This is a genomic window from Ruegeria sp. CDSA246, assembly GCF_059611225.1.
Genome location: NZ_JBXWPD010000010.1, coordinates 163,036 through 178,452 on the forward strand (window position 1 = coordinate 163,036; position 15,417 = coordinate 178,452).

21 protein-coding genes are annotated in these 15,417 nt (G+C 57.8%); 7 read left to right on the top strand and 14 right to left on the bottom strand.

Going from position 1 to position 15,417, the window contains the following annotated elements; all coding sequences use genetic code 11:
- Positions 1 to 3: 3 nt before the first annotated feature.
- Positions 4 to 1,143, bottom strand: coding sequence for a succinyl-diaminopimelate desuccinylase (gene dapE, locus AC2FI9_RS14720; protein ID WP_496768637.1), 1,140 nt, complete (start codon positions 1,141 to 1,143; stop codon positions 4 to 6).
- Positions 1,144 to 1,352: 209 nt separating this feature from the next.
- On the opposite strand from dapE, the gene AC2FI9_RS14725 reads away from it, so the two are divergent.
- Positions 1,353 to 2,411, top strand: a complete 1,059-nt coding sequence (locus AC2FI9_RS14725) for a transporter substrate-binding domain-containing protein (RefSeq protein ID WP_496768639.1) — start codon at positions 1,353 to 1,355, stop codon at positions 2,409 to 2,411.
- On the opposite strand, the gene AC2FI9_RS14730 is transcribed toward AC2FI9_RS14725, so the two are convergent.
- Positions 2,408 to 2,752: a DUF8846 family protein gene (locus AC2FI9_RS14730; RefSeq protein WP_058279829.1), complete on the bottom strand. Its 345-nt coding sequence runs from the start codon at positions 2,750 to 2,752 to the stop codon at positions 2,408 to 2,410. The genes AC2FI9_RS14725 and AC2FI9_RS14730 overlap by 4 nt on opposite strands.
- Positions 2,753 to 2,866: 114 nt before the next feature.
- On the opposite strand from AC2FI9_RS14730, the gene AC2FI9_RS14735 reads away from it, so the two are divergent.
- Positions 2,867 to 3,202, top strand: coding sequence for a cupin domain-containing protein (locus AC2FI9_RS14735; protein WP_496726521.1), 336 nt, complete (start codon positions 2,867 to 2,869; stop codon positions 3,200 to 3,202).
- 57 nt (positions 3,203 to 3,259) lie between these two features.
- On the opposite strand, the gene dapD is transcribed toward AC2FI9_RS14735, so the two are convergent.
- The 3 genes from dapD to AC2FI9_RS14750 form a co-directional block, all read right to left on the bottom strand.
- Positions 3,260 to 4,087, bottom strand: coding sequence for a 2,3,4,5-tetrahydropyridine-2,6-dicarboxylate N-succinyltransferase (gene dapD / locus AC2FI9_RS14740; RefSeq protein ID WP_496768641.1), 828 nt, complete (start codon positions 4,085 to 4,087; stop codon positions 3,260 to 3,262).
- 109 nt (positions 4,088 to 4,196) lie between these two features.
- Positions 4,197 to 4,796 (bottom strand): GntR family transcriptional regulator, encoded by a 600-nt coding sequence (locus AC2FI9_RS14745; RefSeq protein WP_058279708.1) that lies wholly within the window; start codon positions 4,794 to 4,796, stop codon positions 4,197 to 4,199.
- Positions 4,797 to 4,840: 44 nt separating this feature from the next.
- Positions 4,841 to 5,758 carry a threonine/serine dehydratase gene (locus tag AC2FI9_RS14750; protein WP_496768643.1) on the bottom strand — a complete coding sequence of 306 codons (918 nt, stop codon included), beginning with the start codon at positions 5,756 to 5,758 and terminating at the stop codon, positions 4,841 to 4,843.
- 79 nt (positions 5,759 to 5,837) lie between these two features.
- On the opposite strand from AC2FI9_RS14750, the gene AC2FI9_RS14755 reads away from it, so the two are divergent.
- Together AC2FI9_RS14755 and AC2FI9_RS14760 are read left to right on the top strand one after the other, a co-directional pair.
- Positions 5,838 to 6,680, top strand: a complete 843-nt coding sequence (locus tag AC2FI9_RS14755) for an LOG family protein (RefSeq protein ID WP_496768644.1) — start codon at positions 5,838 to 5,840, stop codon at positions 6,678 to 6,680.
- Positions 6,681 to 6,683: 3 nt separating this feature from the next.
- On the top strand, positions 6,684 to 7,784 hold the full coding sequence (locus AC2FI9_RS14760; RefSeq protein ID WP_496768646.1) for a cystathionine gamma-lyase: 1,101 nt from the start codon (positions 6,684 to 6,686) through the stop codon (positions 7,782 to 7,784).
- Here AC2FI9_RS14760 and AC2FI9_RS14765 read toward each other — a convergent pair whose 3' ends face one another.
- Positions 7,785 to 8,168, bottom strand: a complete 384-nt coding sequence (locus tag AC2FI9_RS14765; RefSeq protein ID WP_496735539.1) for a hypothetical protein — start codon at positions 8,166 to 8,168, stop codon at positions 7,785 to 7,787.
- A gap of 158 nt (positions 8,169 to 8,326) precedes the next feature.
- On the opposite strand from AC2FI9_RS14765, the gene AC2FI9_RS14770 reads away from it, so the two are divergent.
- Together AC2FI9_RS14770 and AC2FI9_RS14775 are read left to right on the top strand one after the other, a co-directional pair.
- Positions 8,327 to 9,244 carry a DnaJ C-terminal domain-containing protein gene (locus AC2FI9_RS14770; protein WP_496768649.1) on the top strand — a complete coding sequence of 306 codons (918 nt, stop codon included), beginning with the start codon at positions 8,327 to 8,329 and terminating at the stop codon, positions 9,242 to 9,244.
- The gene (locus tag AC2FI9_RS14775) at positions 9,241 to 9,585 is read left to right on the top strand and encodes a hypothetical protein (RefSeq protein ID WP_496768651.1); all 345 of its coding nucleotides are present in this window, start codon (positions 9,241 to 9,243) and stop codon (positions 9,583 to 9,585) included. Before AC2FI9_RS14770 ends, AC2FI9_RS14775 begins: the two co-directional genes overlap by 4 nt.
- A 7-nt stretch (positions 9,586 to 9,592) precedes the next feature.
- Here the strand turns inward: AC2FI9_RS14775 and AC2FI9_RS14780 are convergent, their stop codons facing one another.
- From AC2FI9_RS14780 to AC2FI9_RS14800, 5 genes are all read right to left on the bottom strand, one after another.
- Complete coding sequence (locus AC2FI9_RS14780) at positions 9,593 to 10,219, bottom strand: cytochrome P460 family protein (protein ID WP_496768653.1); 627 nt, start codon at positions 10,217 to 10,219, stop codon at positions 9,593 to 9,595.
- Positions 10,220 to 10,451: 232 nt separating this feature from the next.
- Positions 10,452 to 11,639 carry a dual-specificity RNA methyltransferase RlmN gene (gene rlmN, locus AC2FI9_RS14785; protein ID WP_282152923.1) on the bottom strand — a complete coding sequence of 396 codons (1,188 nt, stop codon included), beginning with the start codon at positions 11,637 to 11,639 and terminating at the stop codon, positions 10,452 to 10,454.
- A 79-nt stretch (positions 11,640 to 11,718) separates the two neighbouring features.
- Positions 11,719 to 12,096: a lysozyme inhibitor LprI family protein gene (locus AC2FI9_RS14790; RefSeq protein ID WP_496768655.1), complete on the bottom strand. Its 378-nt coding sequence runs from the start codon at positions 12,094 to 12,096 to the stop codon at positions 11,719 to 11,721.
- A 147-nt stretch (positions 12,097 to 12,243) separates the two neighbouring features.
- Positions 12,244 to 12,411 (bottom strand): hypothetical protein, encoded by a 168-nt coding sequence (locus AC2FI9_RS14795; protein ID WP_199520039.1) that lies wholly within the window; start codon positions 12,409 to 12,411, stop codon positions 12,244 to 12,246.
- Between the two features lie 172 nt (positions 12,412 to 12,583).
- Positions 12,584 to 13,117 carry an invasion associated locus B family protein gene (locus tag AC2FI9_RS14800; RefSeq protein ID WP_058272619.1) on the bottom strand — a complete coding sequence of 178 codons (534 nt, stop codon included), beginning with the start codon at positions 13,115 to 13,117 and terminating at the stop codon, positions 12,584 to 12,586.
- Between the two features lie 178 nt (positions 13,118 to 13,295).
- Between AC2FI9_RS14800 and AC2FI9_RS14805 the strand changes: the two genes are divergently transcribed.
- Positions 13,296 to 14,294, top strand: a complete 999-nt coding sequence (locus AC2FI9_RS14805; RefSeq protein ID WP_496768657.1) for an asparaginase — start codon at positions 13,296 to 13,298, stop codon at positions 14,292 to 14,294.
- A gap of 2 nt (positions 14,295 to 14,296) precedes the next feature.
- On the opposite strand, the gene AC2FI9_RS14810 is transcribed toward AC2FI9_RS14805, so the two are convergent.
- From AC2FI9_RS14810 to AC2FI9_RS14820, 3 genes are read right to left on the bottom strand one after another with little or no spacing between them, the layout of a single operon-like run.
- Positions 14,297 to 14,617 carry a YciI family protein gene (locus AC2FI9_RS14810; protein ID WP_496768661.1) on the bottom strand — a complete coding sequence of 107 codons (321 nt, stop codon included), beginning with the start codon at positions 14,615 to 14,617 and terminating at the stop codon, positions 14,297 to 14,299.
- 23 nt (positions 14,618 to 14,640) lie between these two features.
- Positions 14,641 to 15,069: an SRPBCC family protein gene (locus tag AC2FI9_RS14815; RefSeq protein ID WP_282120370.1), complete on the bottom strand. Its 429-nt coding sequence runs from the start codon at positions 15,067 to 15,069 to the stop codon at positions 14,641 to 14,643.
- Positions 15,057 to 15,386 carry an ArsR/SmtB family transcription factor gene (locus AC2FI9_RS14820; RefSeq protein WP_282120371.1) on the bottom strand — a complete coding sequence of 110 codons (330 nt, stop codon included), beginning with the start codon at positions 15,384 to 15,386 and terminating at the stop codon, positions 15,057 to 15,059. Before AC2FI9_RS14820 ends, AC2FI9_RS14815 begins: the two co-directional genes overlap by 13 nt.
- Between the last annotated feature and the right edge of the window lie 31 nt (positions 15,387 to 15,417).

A 15,417-nucleotide genomic window follows, 5' to 3' on the forward strand; every position in this document is an offset into this window, starting at 1 on the left:
GGTTCAGGCGAAATAGTCCTGAAGGATACGCGTGTAGATCGCCTTGAGCTGTTCAATCTGCGCCACCTCGACGCATTCATCGACCTGATGCATCGTTCGGCCAACAAGGCCGAACTCAACCACTGGGCAATGGTCTTTGACAAACCGCGCATCAGATGTGCCACCTGTTGTCGACATCTCGGGGCGCACACCGGTTTCGGTCTCGACCGCTTTCGCGACCAGATCAGACAGGGGGCCGGGCGGGGTCAAAAAGCTCTCGCCTGAGATCTTGATCCGGACGTCGATCGCGACATCGTAGGTTTCAGCCACGGCTTTGGCTTCGGCCTGCAACCACTCACTGATGCTGGCGCCCGAGTGCAGATCGTTAAAGCGGATATTCACGGCGCCGGTACATTGCGCCGGGATCACGTTGGTAGCTGCGTTGCCCGTGTCAATACTCACAACGGCCAGGGTTGAGGCATCGAAATGGTCCGATCCCTGATCCAGTTCGTGGCTGGCCAGCTGATGCATCAAACGCGCCATGGCGGGCAGAGGGTTTTTGGCCCGGTGCGGATAGGCCGAATGCCCCTGCTCACCGGTCGCCGTGAACCAGGCGGTCATCGAACCACGCCGCCCGATTTTCATCATCTCGCCCATTGTGTTTGGGCATGTCGGCTCACCCACCAAACAGGCAGACATGCGTTCTCCGGCCTTGGACATGTAATCAAGCAGTGCCGTAGTGCCATCCACTGCGTCCGCCTCTTCATCGCCCGTGATCGCAAGAATAATCGCCCCGTTCGGGGGGGAGTCGCGCACGAAATCCACAGCGGCCGCCGCAAAGGCCGCCACGCCGGATTTCATGTCTGTGGCCCCGCGCCCATACATCACACCTTCGCGGATTTCTGCACCGAACGGGGGCATCGTCCAGGCTGCTTCGTCACCCACTGGGACAACGTCAGTATGCCCGTTGAACCCAAAGCTGCGCGGATGGGCTATCGGCCCCCAGCGCGCGTACAAATTGCTGACATCGCCCCGGTCCGCGCGGGTGCAGTCGAAGCCTGCGTCGGACAGAAGCTTCTCCAACAACACAAGCGCGCCACCTTCCTCAGGTGTGACTGATGGGCAACGGATCAGGTCCGCCGTCAACTTCACCGGATCTGTCATTTCTGGGCCCTTTTGGTTGGTTCAATCGCGGGATCGTGCACAGATTCAACGAATTGGACCAATTGCCAACCCCTCGCCACCGGATTCCGGGCGCTTTTTTTCGCGAGTCTTGAAATGACACCCCAATAAAACATGGCGGTTTACCTTGCGGCCACCTTGCCGTGCCTTTCAAATCTGCGTTAGAGGGCCGCGAAACAGGTGAATTGACGATGATACGTGCGCTTCTCGTTTGGATCTGCCTGACTTTCGCCGTTCTTGCACAGCAAAGCCAGGCGCAGACGCTTTCGGTCACGACCGTGACCCGCCCCCCGTTTTCCTATGTCGAGGACGGGGCTCAAACCGGTTTTTCAATGGACCTGCTACAAGCCTTGTCCGAGGCACTGAATTGGGACTACTCGGTCACCAGGGTCGAGGCCTTCAGCGATATGCTGGGTGCTGTGCAGGATGGAACCGCGGACCTGGCTGTGGCCAACATCTCGATCACGGCTGCGCGTGAAACGCAGATGGATTTCAGCCAGCCCATATTCGAGGCCGGTCTGCAGATCATGGTGCCATCGGATGCAGCGCGCAGACCATCGCTGCTGCACGCTTTGCTGTCCGTTGAATTGTTCATCGCCATCGGACTGGCCTTTGCGATCCTGCTTGGCGGCGGGATGCTGATGTGGGGGTTTGAGCGTCGGGCCCAGCCCTATTTCGACCGTAAGCTGAATGAGGCATGGTTCCCGTCATTCTGGTGGGCGCTGAATCTTGTGGTCAACGGCGGGTTCGAGGAACGCATGCCGCGCACTCCGTTCGGACGGTTGCTGGGCGTGGTTCTGGTTGTGTCCTCACTGTTCATCGTATCGGTTTTCACGGCGCGGATCACGTCGGTCATGACCGTGGATGCCATCAGCGGCAACGTGAACTCGGTCAACGATCTTTATGGCAAACAGGTGGGCACAATCTCGAACTCGACTGCCGCAAACTTCCTGAACCGACGCGAGATCGAGTTTTCCGGTTATGAAAACCTGGATGATGTGCTGACCGCATTCCAAGATAAGGAGTTGGACGCCGTTGTCTTTGACGCGCCGATCCTGTCCTATTACGCGGCGCATGAAGGACGTCGGATCGCATCGATGACTGGCGGTGTTTTTCTGCGAGAGAATTACGGGATCGCGTTCCCGACCGGATCACCATTGGTCGAGGACGTGAACCAGGCCCTGTTGGCGCTGCGCGAAGACGGCACCTATGACGAGATTTATCGCAAATGGTTCGGGGTCCGGAACTAAGCCGGTTCTTCATCCCCGAAAAACGGCGTCATTTGCGCCACGATAACGGCGTTTTCGTCCAAGGCCCGCTGCATCAGGTCGCGTTCGTCCGGGTCGATGTCGTGCCCCTGCGCCTCACGCTCGGCCAGAGTTCCATAGCCGGTGACGTCCAGTGGCGCGGTGTCGGCCTGCTTCAGAATCGCAACGGTTTCACGCACGGCCTCGGCCTCATCCACACCGCTGGCAAAACACATCAGCGCCGCTCCGGTCGCGCCTTCGGGCAAGCCGTCGCCTTCTTTGCGGCCAATCTGAACGAGCAATGTATAAACTTGCTGACGGGACGGTTTCTTTTGCTTTTCCATGCAGGGGGCCATAGCTGCGCGTCTGTCCGCGGTCAAGCAGCCGGGAATTGCGGGAAGCTGCAAGCGCGTCCATAGTACCCGCGAAAACCCATTTAAAAATGCAAAGGATTTTTCATGGCCTACCCAGATTTCATCACAGACTTCCCAAGCCTCGACGTGCCATTCCCCGAGGATGTGGTTCAGACCGCCGTCGTCCGATCAGATGCGGGTTTGGTTGCGTTCTTCACCTTCCTAAAAGATTTCGAACTGCCACCGCATTCACACAAGGCGCAATGGGGCACGGTGGTCGAGGGCGAGGTTGAACTGACAATAGGCGGAGAAACTAAGACCTATCGCCCCGGCGACAGTTACTCGATCCCGTCTGGTGTTGAACACGGCGGGAAAATCAAAGCCGGAAGCCGCGTGATCGACGTGTTTGAGGAACCCGACCGCTATCCAGTCAAAGGATAAACAAAAAAAGGGCTGCAGCGAGATACGCTACAGCCCCGTTTCAAATCCGCACTTGATTTAGTCGCGCAGCAGTTCGTTGATCCCGGTTTTCGAACGGGTCTTCTCGTCCACGCGCTTTACGATCACGGCGCAATACAGGTTGACGTTGTTCTTGGATGGCATCGAGCCCGCGACAACAACCGAATAGGGCGGCACTTCGCCATAAGTGACTTCGCCGGTTTCGCGATCCACGATCTTTGTGGATTTGCCGATAAAGACGCCCATTCCCAAAACCGAGCCTTCGCGCACGATGCAGCCTTCGACCACTTCCGAGCGTGCGCCGATAAAGCAATTGTCTTCGATGATGGTCGGGCCAGCTTGCATTGGCTCCAAAACTCCGCCGATGCCAACACCGCCTGACAGGTGTACGTTTTTACCAATCTGCGCGCAGGAACCAACGGTGGCCCAAGTGTCGACCATGGTGCCTTCGTCGACATAGGCGCCCAGGTTCACGAAGGACGGCATCAGAACCACGCCGGGTGCGACATAGGCGGATTTACGGACGACACAGTTCGGCACCGCGCGGAAACCAGCGGCACGCCACTGGTTTTCACCCCAACCGGCGAACTTGCTGTCCACCTTGTCCCACCAGCCGCCGTCCTGCGGACCACCGGTCTGGATTTCCATATCCTTGATGCGGAAGCCAAGCAGAACCGCCTTCTTGGCCCACTGGTTCACATGCCAATCGCCGCTCTCCAGCTTTTCAGCAACCCGCAACGTGCCGCTGTCCAGCGCGTTCAGTGTGTCTTCGATCGCTTCACGTTGTTCGCCGGTGGTGGCGGGCGTGATGGTGTCGCGCGCCTCCCAGGCGGCTTCGATAGCGGTTTCCAGTTGCGCGTTGGACATCGGATGGCTCCCTGCAGAATCTGTTCACGTTTGTTTGGCCTATACGCAACTGCATCTCGCGGTGCAATGCGACGCAGAAGGTACGATTTGCGGCTAGCTTGACCTGTGTTCAGCTGGCGCGGCGGATATGGCGCGTCAGAATGGCCGTCGCCGTGGCCGCGTCCTTGCGCTTGAGCGCCTGAACGATGGCTGCGTGGTCACCATCCGCACGGTGTACCCACTTGGGGCGCCAATGGGCAAATAGGTGGCGCGCGCCGGCGATATGCAGGTCATCAATCGCATGCAGCAGGCGTGGCAACCCGCATGGCGTCAGGATCGAGCGATGAAAGGTACGGTTGCACGCTTCCCACTCGGGCATCGTTTGCGCAGCATCGCAGGCAATCCGGGCATCATCCGCCTCTTTCAGCGCACCAGGCGTCATATTCTGTACCGAATGCTGCAAGGCTAGGGATTCCAGCGCGACGCGCATTTCAACCACTTCGCGCACTTCTGCCGGGTCCAGCGCCGAAACACGCATACCGCGGCGCGGCTCACTTTGGGCCAACCCGTGCGCTTCCAGACGTAGCAAAGCCTCACGCACCGGTACATGACTGGTCTCAAAGGCTCGCGCGATGTGATCCTGACGCAACTTTTCACCGGCAAGCAGTTCACCGGTGATAATCTTCTGTCTAAGATTTTGGTAAATTGTGTCGGCGATCGTAGTGGTCATAGATTATCGATAAAATCCTTAACCACCTTCCACAAGTCGATAATTCACCCCATCAGCGGGTCCGGGGCAATATTTCCCCCGCAAACCAGAACCGCCACGCGTTCGTCCGGTTCTGGCTTGTAAACACCTGAGGTCAAAGCCGCCAACGCGGTCGCACCGGCCGGTTCGACCAATATGCGACGGGTCTGCCACAGCGCCTTTTGCGCGGCTGCAATCGCCTCGTCTGAGACAAGAACAGATGTCATTCCCTGCGCAAGATCGAAACAAATCCCTCCGATCCGCCGCGCGCCCAGCGCGTTGGCTGCTATCCCCGAGACCGAGACATCCACCGGTTCACCCGCCTGCAGCGCCGCGTTCAGCGCGCAGGAGGTTTCCGGTTCGACTGCTACGACTTTCCGAGCGCCATCAAACCAACCCAAAGCCCCGCCAATCAAGCCACCGCCGCCCACAGCAACCAGAATGGTGTCAGCCTGCAGTCCCTGTGCCTCCCATTCGGCAAAACACGTGCCCTGCCCTGCTACGGTTGCCGGTGCATCATAGGCGTGGATTTGCATCGCCCCGGTTGCTGCCTCATGCGCTTTGGCCTCGCTCAGCGCGTTAGCGTATTCACCCTGTACAACTGTCAGATCTGCGCCCGTCTGTTCAATCAGGGCGATCTTGGATGGTCCGGCAAGGTCTGGCACGAAAATCTTGGCCGGATATCCCAACGTTTGTGCCGCATACGCCGCCGCCGCACCGTGATTGCCGCCAGATGCTGCCACAACGCCAGCCTCGGGCACGTCCAAACTGAGCAGCGTATTGAACGCCCCACGCGCCTTGAAGCTGCCAGTATGCTGCATGTGCTCCAGCTTCATTTCGACCGAATGATCCAATCCGGGCACGCGGATTTCAATCACCGGTGTCACCTGCGCATAGCCATCGATCCGGTTGGCTGCGGCTGAAATTTCACTTTTCCAATTCATTCTTGTTCTTCCGTGACTGGCACTCTGCCCGCGAACCCTATAGCTGTTTTATGAACACGCAAGCAGGGAACCATCACCCATGAGAGAAGACCGCCTCAGCCCTTTCCGCGACGCCCAGACTGACCGCTCGACCGCGAGCGAGGTGCCGGACACGCCGCAGACGCGCTCACCCGCCTATCGCCTTGCCTTTGCCGACGATGATTTCCTGTGCCGGGATGAGCTGCGCCCCGTGCGTTTGCAGCTGGAATTGCTGAAGCCCGAGATGATCATGACCGAGCGCGAGATCACCTCGACCATCGTCATGTTCGGTGGCGCGCGCATTCCGGAACCCGCGCAAAAACACACCGCGCGGACGGATACATTGGCGGGATTGTCAAAATACTATGACGAAGCGCGTGAGTTTGCCCGCCTGATGACCGAAAAGTCCAACGAAACCGGTTGCCGGGAAAACGTGATCGTCACCGGTGGTGGCCCCGGCGTGATGGAGGCTGGAAACCGTGGCGCGCAGGATGCGGGCGGTTGCTCGATAGGTCTGAACATCGTGTTGCCGCATGAGCAGGCGCCCAATGAATATGTGACGCCGGATCTCAGCTTCAACTTCCACTATTTCGCCATTCGCAAGATGCATTTCCTGATGCGCGCCCGCGCCATCACCATTTTCCCCGGCGGCTTCGGCACGATGGACGAGCTGTTCGAATCCCTGACGCTGATCCAAACCGGCCGGATGGAGCGTGTGCCCTTCCTGTTGTTTGGCCGTGAGTTCTGGGAGAAAGTCATCAACTGGGAGGCGCTGGCCGATGCGGGCACGATCTCGGACGAGGATCTCGACCTGTTCCGCTTCGTGGATACCGCGCAAGAGGCGGTCGATATTATTGAAAACTGGGAACCGGCCCCACCCCGCGATGAAATTCCGGGGCGCTGAGACATGAAGCCGCCAAAGACCGGTGAGATGTTGCACCTGCGCGGGAACGCATTGAGCAAGGGCGATCCGGTGGCCCTGCCACTGACGCAAAGCAGTATGTACCATCTGCCCGGCGCACCTGACGGGCATCCGACCTATGGACGGGTCGACAACCCGACATGGGTGCATCTGGAACACGTCCTGTCCCATCTGGAAGACGCGCCCTGTCTGTCCTTTCCGTCAGGCATGGGGGCGATTTCTGCCGCTTTGTTCGCGACGGTCAAAGCCGGGTCCCATATCCTGATCCCCTCGGACGGGTATTATGTCACACGATTGCTGGCCGATCGGTTCCTATCCAATCTGAGTGTCTCGGTTACTGAGCGTCCGACGACGGCGTTCGCAGAAGGCGGGTTCGACGGGTTTGACGTGGTCTTTTTGGAAAGCCCCTCGAACCCCGGTCTGGATATGATGGACCTGCCCGCGATCGCTAGCGCCGTTCGCGCGGCGGGCGGTCTCACGATTGCCGACAACACAACGATGACCCCACTGGGTCAACGCCCGTTGGATTTGGGCATCGACGTGGTGGTTGCTTCGGATACCAAGGCAATGGGCGGGCATTCGGACCTGCTAATGGGTCATGTCGCCAGCCGCAACGCGCAGATCATGGAACGGGTCGAGGAATGGCGGCGCGTTTCCGGCGCGATCCCCGGCCCGCATGAGGCATGGCTGCTGCATCGCGGGTTGGAAACGCTGGACGTTCGTTTCGACCGGATGTGTGCATCGGCGCAAGTGCTCGCGGAACGGTTGGCAGAACATGAGGCCGTGAAACAGATCCGCTATCCCGGCCTGTCGGATGACCTGTCCTATGCTCTGGCCAAGGCGCAGACGTCCCGGTTCGGGTTCTTGTTGTCGATCACGTTAGAGACCGAGGAAAAGGCCGAAACTTTCATCAACACCTGCCCGATGCTGCGACCGGCCACATCGTTCGGCGGTGTTCACAGTTCTGCCGAAAGACGCGCACGCTGGGGCGATGACGTCGATCCGGCCTTTATCCGCCTGTCTGTCGGCTGTGAACCGAAGGAAGAATTGTGGCAGGCGATTGAGAGCAGCCTGAACGGGCTTTGATTATTTCTTGGGCTCGCGCAGTTCGGTGAACACATAGATCGGCAGCACAATGCTGGCGATCAGTGCGCCTAGCCAAACCAGCAAAGTTGCTGCCAACAGGTTGGCGACGCCGCCAACGGTTAACCCGGCCGTAATCAGATCAGTCACCAACAGTCCGACAAATGTCACGATCAAGGCAATCCCACCCTTGATGGAGGGGGCTTTTTTCTCACCCAGCTTCAGGATCAGCGGCTCGGCCACCACCTGCACCAGGGTGAACACGATCACCACGACGATGAATGAAATCGGCTTGATCGCAAACCCCGACAACAACAGCGTTGCAAGCAACAACCCGATGGCATTCCCGGCCAACAGGGCCAGTGCGGATTTTATTCTGCGCGTCATGGGGTTCTCCGTGAATGATCAATTAGAAACATGCAGATGTTAACAGACTCGAAGGAATTTGCGAGCGGTTTCAAAAGCCGCTTCCTTTTGGGTCATTGAAATCGCATGATAAAACACATTCATAAAGTTCAGACCCACCCCCATCGACGAGAGATGTGATGAGCGACGATCCCTATACCGTTCTTGGTGTCGCCAAAGACGCCAGCGCCGCCGAGATCAAAAAGGCATATCGGCGCATTGCAAAAGAATGCCACCCGGATCTCAAGCCCGGGGATGCCGAGGCAGAGGCCAAGTTCAAAGACGCGGCGTCGGCCTATGACCTATTGAAAGACCCGGACACGCGCGCGCGGTACGATAGTGGTGAGATTGATGCCTCGGGTCAGGAACGTCCCCAGCAGCAGTATTATCGCGAATATGCCGAGGCCGCCGGGAATCCTTATCGTGGGCGCGCAGCAGACCCCGATGACATGTCAGACATCTTTGCCGAATTCATGCGGGGCCGCGGAGGATACCAGCAGCGCACGCACGAATTCCACGCGCCGGGCCACAATCGCGCTTACAACTTGCAGATCAGTTTTCTGGACGCGGTGTTCGGCGCCAGCCAAAAGCTGACGCTTCCAGATGGTGACCGGATCGAGGTGAAGATTCCTGCGGGCATCACCGATGGACAAACCATCCGCCTGCGCGGCAAAGGCGATCCGGGTTTTGGCGAAGGCCCGCCCGGCGATGCTTTGGTCACTGTGTTAGTGGCAAAGCATCCGGTCTTTGATCGCAAGGGCGACGATATTCATATCACACTACCGATCACGATTGATGAGGCCATTCTGGGTGGCAAGGTTCCTGCCCCCACGATTGACGGTGGCGTCAATGTCAGTGTCCCGGCTGGCACCAGCAGCGGTAAAACCCTGCGCTTGCGTGGCAAGGGAGTTAAGAAGCGCGGCTCGTCTGATCGCGGGGATCAGTTGATCGAACTGACCGTGTCCATGCCGGACCAGATTGATGATGATCTGAAGCAATTCATGGGGACATGGCGCGAAACCCACAGCTATGATCCGCGGAAAGGAATGCCGTCATGACCCGCACCCTGACCGAGGAGCAGCTGATCGCAACCGTCACGCGCCTGACCTCGACCCGGTTGACCGAATACCTGGCTGCCGAAATCGTCATTCCCGAGCAAACCGAGCAGGGACTGGTGTATCACACCCTTGACGTTGCGCGGCTGGAGCTGGCGTGCGAGCTGCACGACCAATACGAGATGGAGCCTGATGCGCTGTCGATGATGATCTCACTGATCGACCAGATGCACGGCCTTCGGGCCGAGTTACGCGAGGTTCTTAATGCGGTAGAAACGCAACCGGAGCCGGTGCGTCTGACATTGATCGAGGTGATCGGTTCGGCGCGGTTTGGTCGCAAATGACCCGCGCTTAGTTGCCGACAATATACTCTTCGGGAACAAAGAACGTGTAATCCCGATCAGCCACCGCTTCGTGACAATCATGGCAATAGACGACAGCGTCCGAACGCGCGCCCATCGTGTCACCAAACAGGGACCCATCCGGCATCACCATGATGTAACGCCAGTCCGCTGTTTCCGGGCTGGTACCTTGTGCCAGTTTTTCCATCACGAACAGGGCACCGGGATGGACGTTGCCCTCGTCGGTGACCGTGACACTGTCCTTGGCCAGCACTGACCCCATCGGCAGCTTTTCACCCTCGGCCAAAGTGCCATAGTTGTGCGCCATGCGGTTGGCATAGCTGTTCACATAGCGCTGCCCATGGGTTGCCGAGATGTAAGGCGCGTCGTTGAACAGCGGCCATGCCTGATAGTTCATCAGCAAATCTAACTGCGCGGCGGCATAGCCACGCTCCATCCGGCGCTGCAGGGACTTGTAGATGCCCAAGGCTTCTTCTTTGGACAGCTCGGCAGGATTTTCAATGGCAAGGTGAGCATCCTCACCACTGGATTGAGCGCCAGTCTGATGCGCAGCAAGCCCCACCACAAACAAAGCCGCAAGAAATGTCGGAAACAGTCTTATAAATCGTACAAACATGTATTTGGCCCACCTGCTTCAAAAGGTTCGCCTGAACGCCGCAAGTTACGTGTAAAATGATAGCGACCATGAACAAACGCGCCACGACCGGAATGCGACTCTCACTGCTTTGTGCGCAAGCGTGAGGCCTAGGCAGCCGGTTTCAGCCCCCAAAACATATCAAATTGTGCATACAAATAACAGCGGCCAGAAAATTAATTTCTTGGCGTAGTTTGCACGAAATTTGGGCTTGTCAGCTCTGCAATCCCGCTTCGGCTTCGATCTGCTTGCGCGACTTGCGCGCGCGCTCTGTGGCCGATTTCAACTGACCACAAGCTGCCATGATGTCCTCACCACGCGTCTTGCGAATGGGAGAGGCATAGCCTGCCTGATAAATGATGTTCGCAAACGCGCGGATGCGGTTGTTCGAGCTGCGCTTGTAAGGCGCGCCGGGCCATTCGTTGAACGGAATCAGGTTGATCTTGGCGGGAATGTTGTGGCTTTTGATGTGGTCGATCAAGCGATGCGCATCTTCGTCGCTATCATTCACACCATCCAGCATCACGTATTCAAAAGTAATCCGCTCGGAATTGGACACCTTGGGATAGCTTGCCAGCGCCTGCAGCAGCTCTTGGATGTTCCAGCGCTTGTTGATGGGCACCAGAAAATCGCGGGTTTCATCCGTTGTCGCGTGGAACGAGATCGCCAGCAAACAGCCGATCTCGTCAGCTGTGCGCGCAATTTCCGGCACCACGCCGGACGTCGACAGGGTGATCCGACGGCGTGACAGAGAAATGCCTTCGGGGTCCATGGCGATCTTCATCGCGTCGCGCACGTTTTCGAAGTTATAAAGCGGCTCACCCATGCCCATCAGAACGATGTTCGACAAAAGGCGTGTTTCGTCCTTTGGCGCACCAGGGGTCGGCCATTCGTCCAGATCGTCGCGGGCCATCATCACCTGACCGACGATTTCTGCAGCCGTCAGGTTGCGCACCAGTTTCTGCGTGCCCGTATGGCAGAAGGAACAGGTCAGCGTGCAGCCAACCTGAGACGAGATGCACAGCGTCCCGCGATCCTCTTCGGGGATGTAGACAACCTCAACCTCATGGCCACCCGCGATGCGGCACAGGTACTTGCGCGTGCCGTCTTCGGACACCTGCCGAGTCACGACTTCGGGGATTTCCACAACGAAATTCTCAGCCAGTTGCGCACGATACGCTTTGGCGAGGTTGGTCATCTCGGCAAAATCGCGCACGCCCCATTGATAGATCCACTGCCAAATCTGCCCGGTCCGCATCTTGGCCTGCTTTTCCGGCGTGCCATGTTCGATCAGAGCGTCTCGCAACTGATCACGGGTTAACCCGACAAGGTTGATCTTCCCCTCGGGCAATTTGCGGGGGATGGTCATGACATCTTGAGTGATCGGCGCTTTGGGCGACATGTTGCTATCTCAACGAATTCGGGCTTGGGATGCGCCTCTATATAGGATCGCGCGCAAAGATCAAAAGAATTCGTATCATTTAATTTGCCATGCGCAGCAATTCATCCGCGCGCGCCCGGCCCAGATCGACGCGGCAGGATGCAATGGCGATACCGGTGCCAGAGCCGCCGCCGTATGAAGCACCCACAGCTTCACATTGCGCATCGCGATATCCTTTCCATGCCGCTTGCGCAGCCTCAAGCGCCGGTTGTGCGACCACACGGTCTGTGACCTCGTCCAGCTCAACTGCGGACTGCATGGCGAAGCCATAGCTTGTCTCAACAGCCATATTCACGCGTTTCTCCATTTCCCCAACGCAGGCTCCGATTTCGACCTGCGAACCTGCGTCGTAACATTCCAGACTGGGATCCGCCCACGCGGCCGACGAGAAAAACACTGCAATCAAGACGTAACGCATTATCCGTTTCCACATATGAACCCTTGTATGTGGCCACCGTAGCACGCGTTGCGCTGTGGTCCCAATTGCAAGTCGGCCGCAAAGGCCAAACCGATGCGGCCGAACTATCTGCATTACGATTGCGAGGAATCAGATCAGGTGAACATGTCAGATCCCTGCAGGTAGGATGTCGCAATCATCCGCGTCCAAAGTTTGCACGGGGTCTTTCGGGCCGCATTGCTCGCCAGATACCGGATATGTTTCGTTGTTTTTTTCACATGCACTCAAAAACACGGCGGCAACCACCAACACGACAGCAAGGGGTTTGTTCAGCATGGATAAGCTCCTTCCATATATTTGAACTGATTGGTTCAGAAAAATGGATCGCTTGCCTTGATGCGGATCAATTGGGGGGGGGTGGACGTAACGTAATGATCAGATGACACGTATGATCGCCCACGAAAAAGCCCCGCCAAATGACGGGACTGCGCGAACCTGTTGTCCTTGCTTATTGGGTGCAGCGCTTTTCGGCGTCTTCGATCGCAGCACTGAAACCCAACAGCGAGAAGGTGTCTTTGGTCTGGGTGCCGCGCTCGGACCGGGCGGTCAGAACAGCCTCGGTGCCGCGCTTCATCGCTGCGACGACCTTCAGATCTTCGCCTTCGGTTGCCGGCCAGGCCCATTCACCTTCGGTGATCAAAGCGAACTCGGTGCCGTCAATCTCAAGGGTGACCGTCGATCCTGCCGCGAAAGGATAGCCGCCAGTAAAGGTCACTTGACCTTTGACTTCGGCATTCGGGCGGTAGAATACGAACAACAGGATGTCGCTGCGGCGCACCGAAACCACGCGTCCGCCTTTGGTGTTCACAGTCTCTTTGGGCGCGGATACGCTCCAGCACTCTGTGGGATCTTTCTCCACAAAAACGCTCCAGTCGGTCTTCGCAGCAACCCGATTGGTGCTGGTCGCCTGCTGAGCGATTGCGGTTGTGGCCATTCCTGCCACGCACAGACCCGCAATTGTGCGGACGAGTTTTAATCCCATCTGTCCAGCCTCCTAGCTCGACCTAATACCTCATACCCATCGAGACCGCATACGAACTCTGTCGGTTCGTCTGTAAGTTGCGTATTCCGATGATTGTCGACATACACACACTAACGCAGGTTTCGCCACAGGCGAAAGGGCGATTGGCAGATTTTTGCGCATATAATGGAGGGGCCAGATGACGCAGCCGGTACCAATGACAGAACTATGGCGAGGCCCCTTGTTGGAAAGCCTGCATCTGGGCCACGCAGTGATCTGCGACGACAGCGGTCATATCGTACGCAGTTGGGGCGATCCGGACGCGGTGATTTACCCTCGGTCTTCTGCAAAAATGATCCAGGGGCTGCCGCTGATCACATCGGGTGCAGCCGCCAAATATGGCCTGAACTCCGAGCATCTGGCCCTCGCCTGTGCCTCGCATAGCGGCGCACATATCCATACCGACAGGGTTACTGCCTGGCTGGATCACTTGGGCTTGACCGAACACGATCTGCGCTGCGGTCCGCAAGAACCGCAAGACATGGCCGCGCGCGACGGGCTGATAATTGCCGATGACACGCCCTGCCAGATCCACAACAATTGCTCGGGCAAACATTGCGGGTTTCTGACGGTCGCACTGCACATGGGCGCGGGACCGGAATACCTTGAGATCGACCACCCCGTACAGCAAGCCTGCCTGTCCGCGCTGGAAGATACCACTGGAGAAACCAGTCCTGCCTATGGAATCGATGGATGTTCGGCCCCGAACTTTGCGACATCACTGGTGGGACTGGCGCGTTCGATGGCGTGGTTTGCCTCGGCCGCTGACCGGTCGGACCGTGCCAGCGACGCAGCGCAACAGCTTACGGCGGCCATGATCAAGCACCCCGAACTGGTGGCGGGCGAAAGCCGCGCCTGTACAGAACTGATGCGCGCTATGGATGGCCGCGCTGCAATCAAAACAGGGGCTGAGGCGGTGTTCATTGCCATCATCCCGGAAAAACGAATGGGTGTTGCGCTGAAAATCACTGATGGCACCACCCACGCCAGCGAATGCGCAATCGCCGCGATTCTGGTAAGCCTTGGTGTGCTGGAGGCCGATCACCCGGCCACCCGCAAATTCATGAATGCCACGCAATACAGCCGTCGCGGGCTGGAATGCGGCGTAATCAGGCCTGCGCCGGGGTTCCCCGGCTAAGGTTACATTTCGATTTCATGCACCTCGGCCACCTCGACCGAGCCTGAACCGTTGACCACCATGGGACAGCCCTTGGCCATTTCGGTCGCAGCATCAATGCTCTCGGCCTTTACAACCGTAAAGCCGGATGCCGGGTTTGCGCCGCCATTGTCGACGACGCTTCCGTTGCTGACCGTATAGGATTGACCAACCGGATTGCCGGGTATGTCCAGCGCCTCACCCATGCCTTGAAACCATGCGCCCCAGGCGGCCATAGTTGCTTCGACTTCGGCAGGGTCGGTTGGTGTAGTTCCGCCGTGATAGACAAACAAATATTGTGGCATTTTATTTCCTCCCTAATGAAAACTTATCCAAACTGCGCCTCAAGCTTGGCCAGCGATGATGTCCAGCCCATGTTGTGGTTTGCTGCGGCCTCGGCATCTGCCAGTTCGCGGTGGTCCAGAACCAACCGCGCCCCGTTTTCGGTCGCAACGACCGAAAACGTCACGTGACTTTCCGGCCCGCGCTGGTCCTGATCGTCATGCCAGGCCCAAGTGAACCCAACCGAATTGGGCGGATCAACATGGGTGACATGACCGGACACTTTGAATGTCTGGCCTTCTGCATTCTTCATTATTGAATACCAAGGCCCCGTGCGTGAGAAATTCAGGTCATGCTCGGGCACATGCACCCCTTCGGGCCCCCACCACTGCAACAGTTTCGCCCCATCGCTGATCCAGGCAAACAGGTTTTCTGGTGTGGTCGGGAATTCACGTTCCAGTTTCAGGTCGGCCATGAGTTTTCCCTTTCAATCAGGTCGCCCAGACGATCGAGGCTGTTTTCCCAGAACTGACGTTTTGAGATCGTCCATTCCGCAATCGCCCGCAGCCCGTCGGGCTGGATAGAATACATCCGCTGGGTGCCGTGGACGCGCTGTTGCACCAATCCGGCCTCGCGCAGCACTTTCAGATGGCGCGAAATCGCTGCGCCCGACATTCCGCGCCCTTGGATCAGGTCACCGGCAGGCAACTCTCCGTCCTGCATCAGTTGCTCAACGATCGAAAACCGAGTGGAATCGGACAAAGCAGAAAAAGCGTTTATCAGAGTGTTCATAGCCTTTATTTAACATGTACGTTAAATAAAG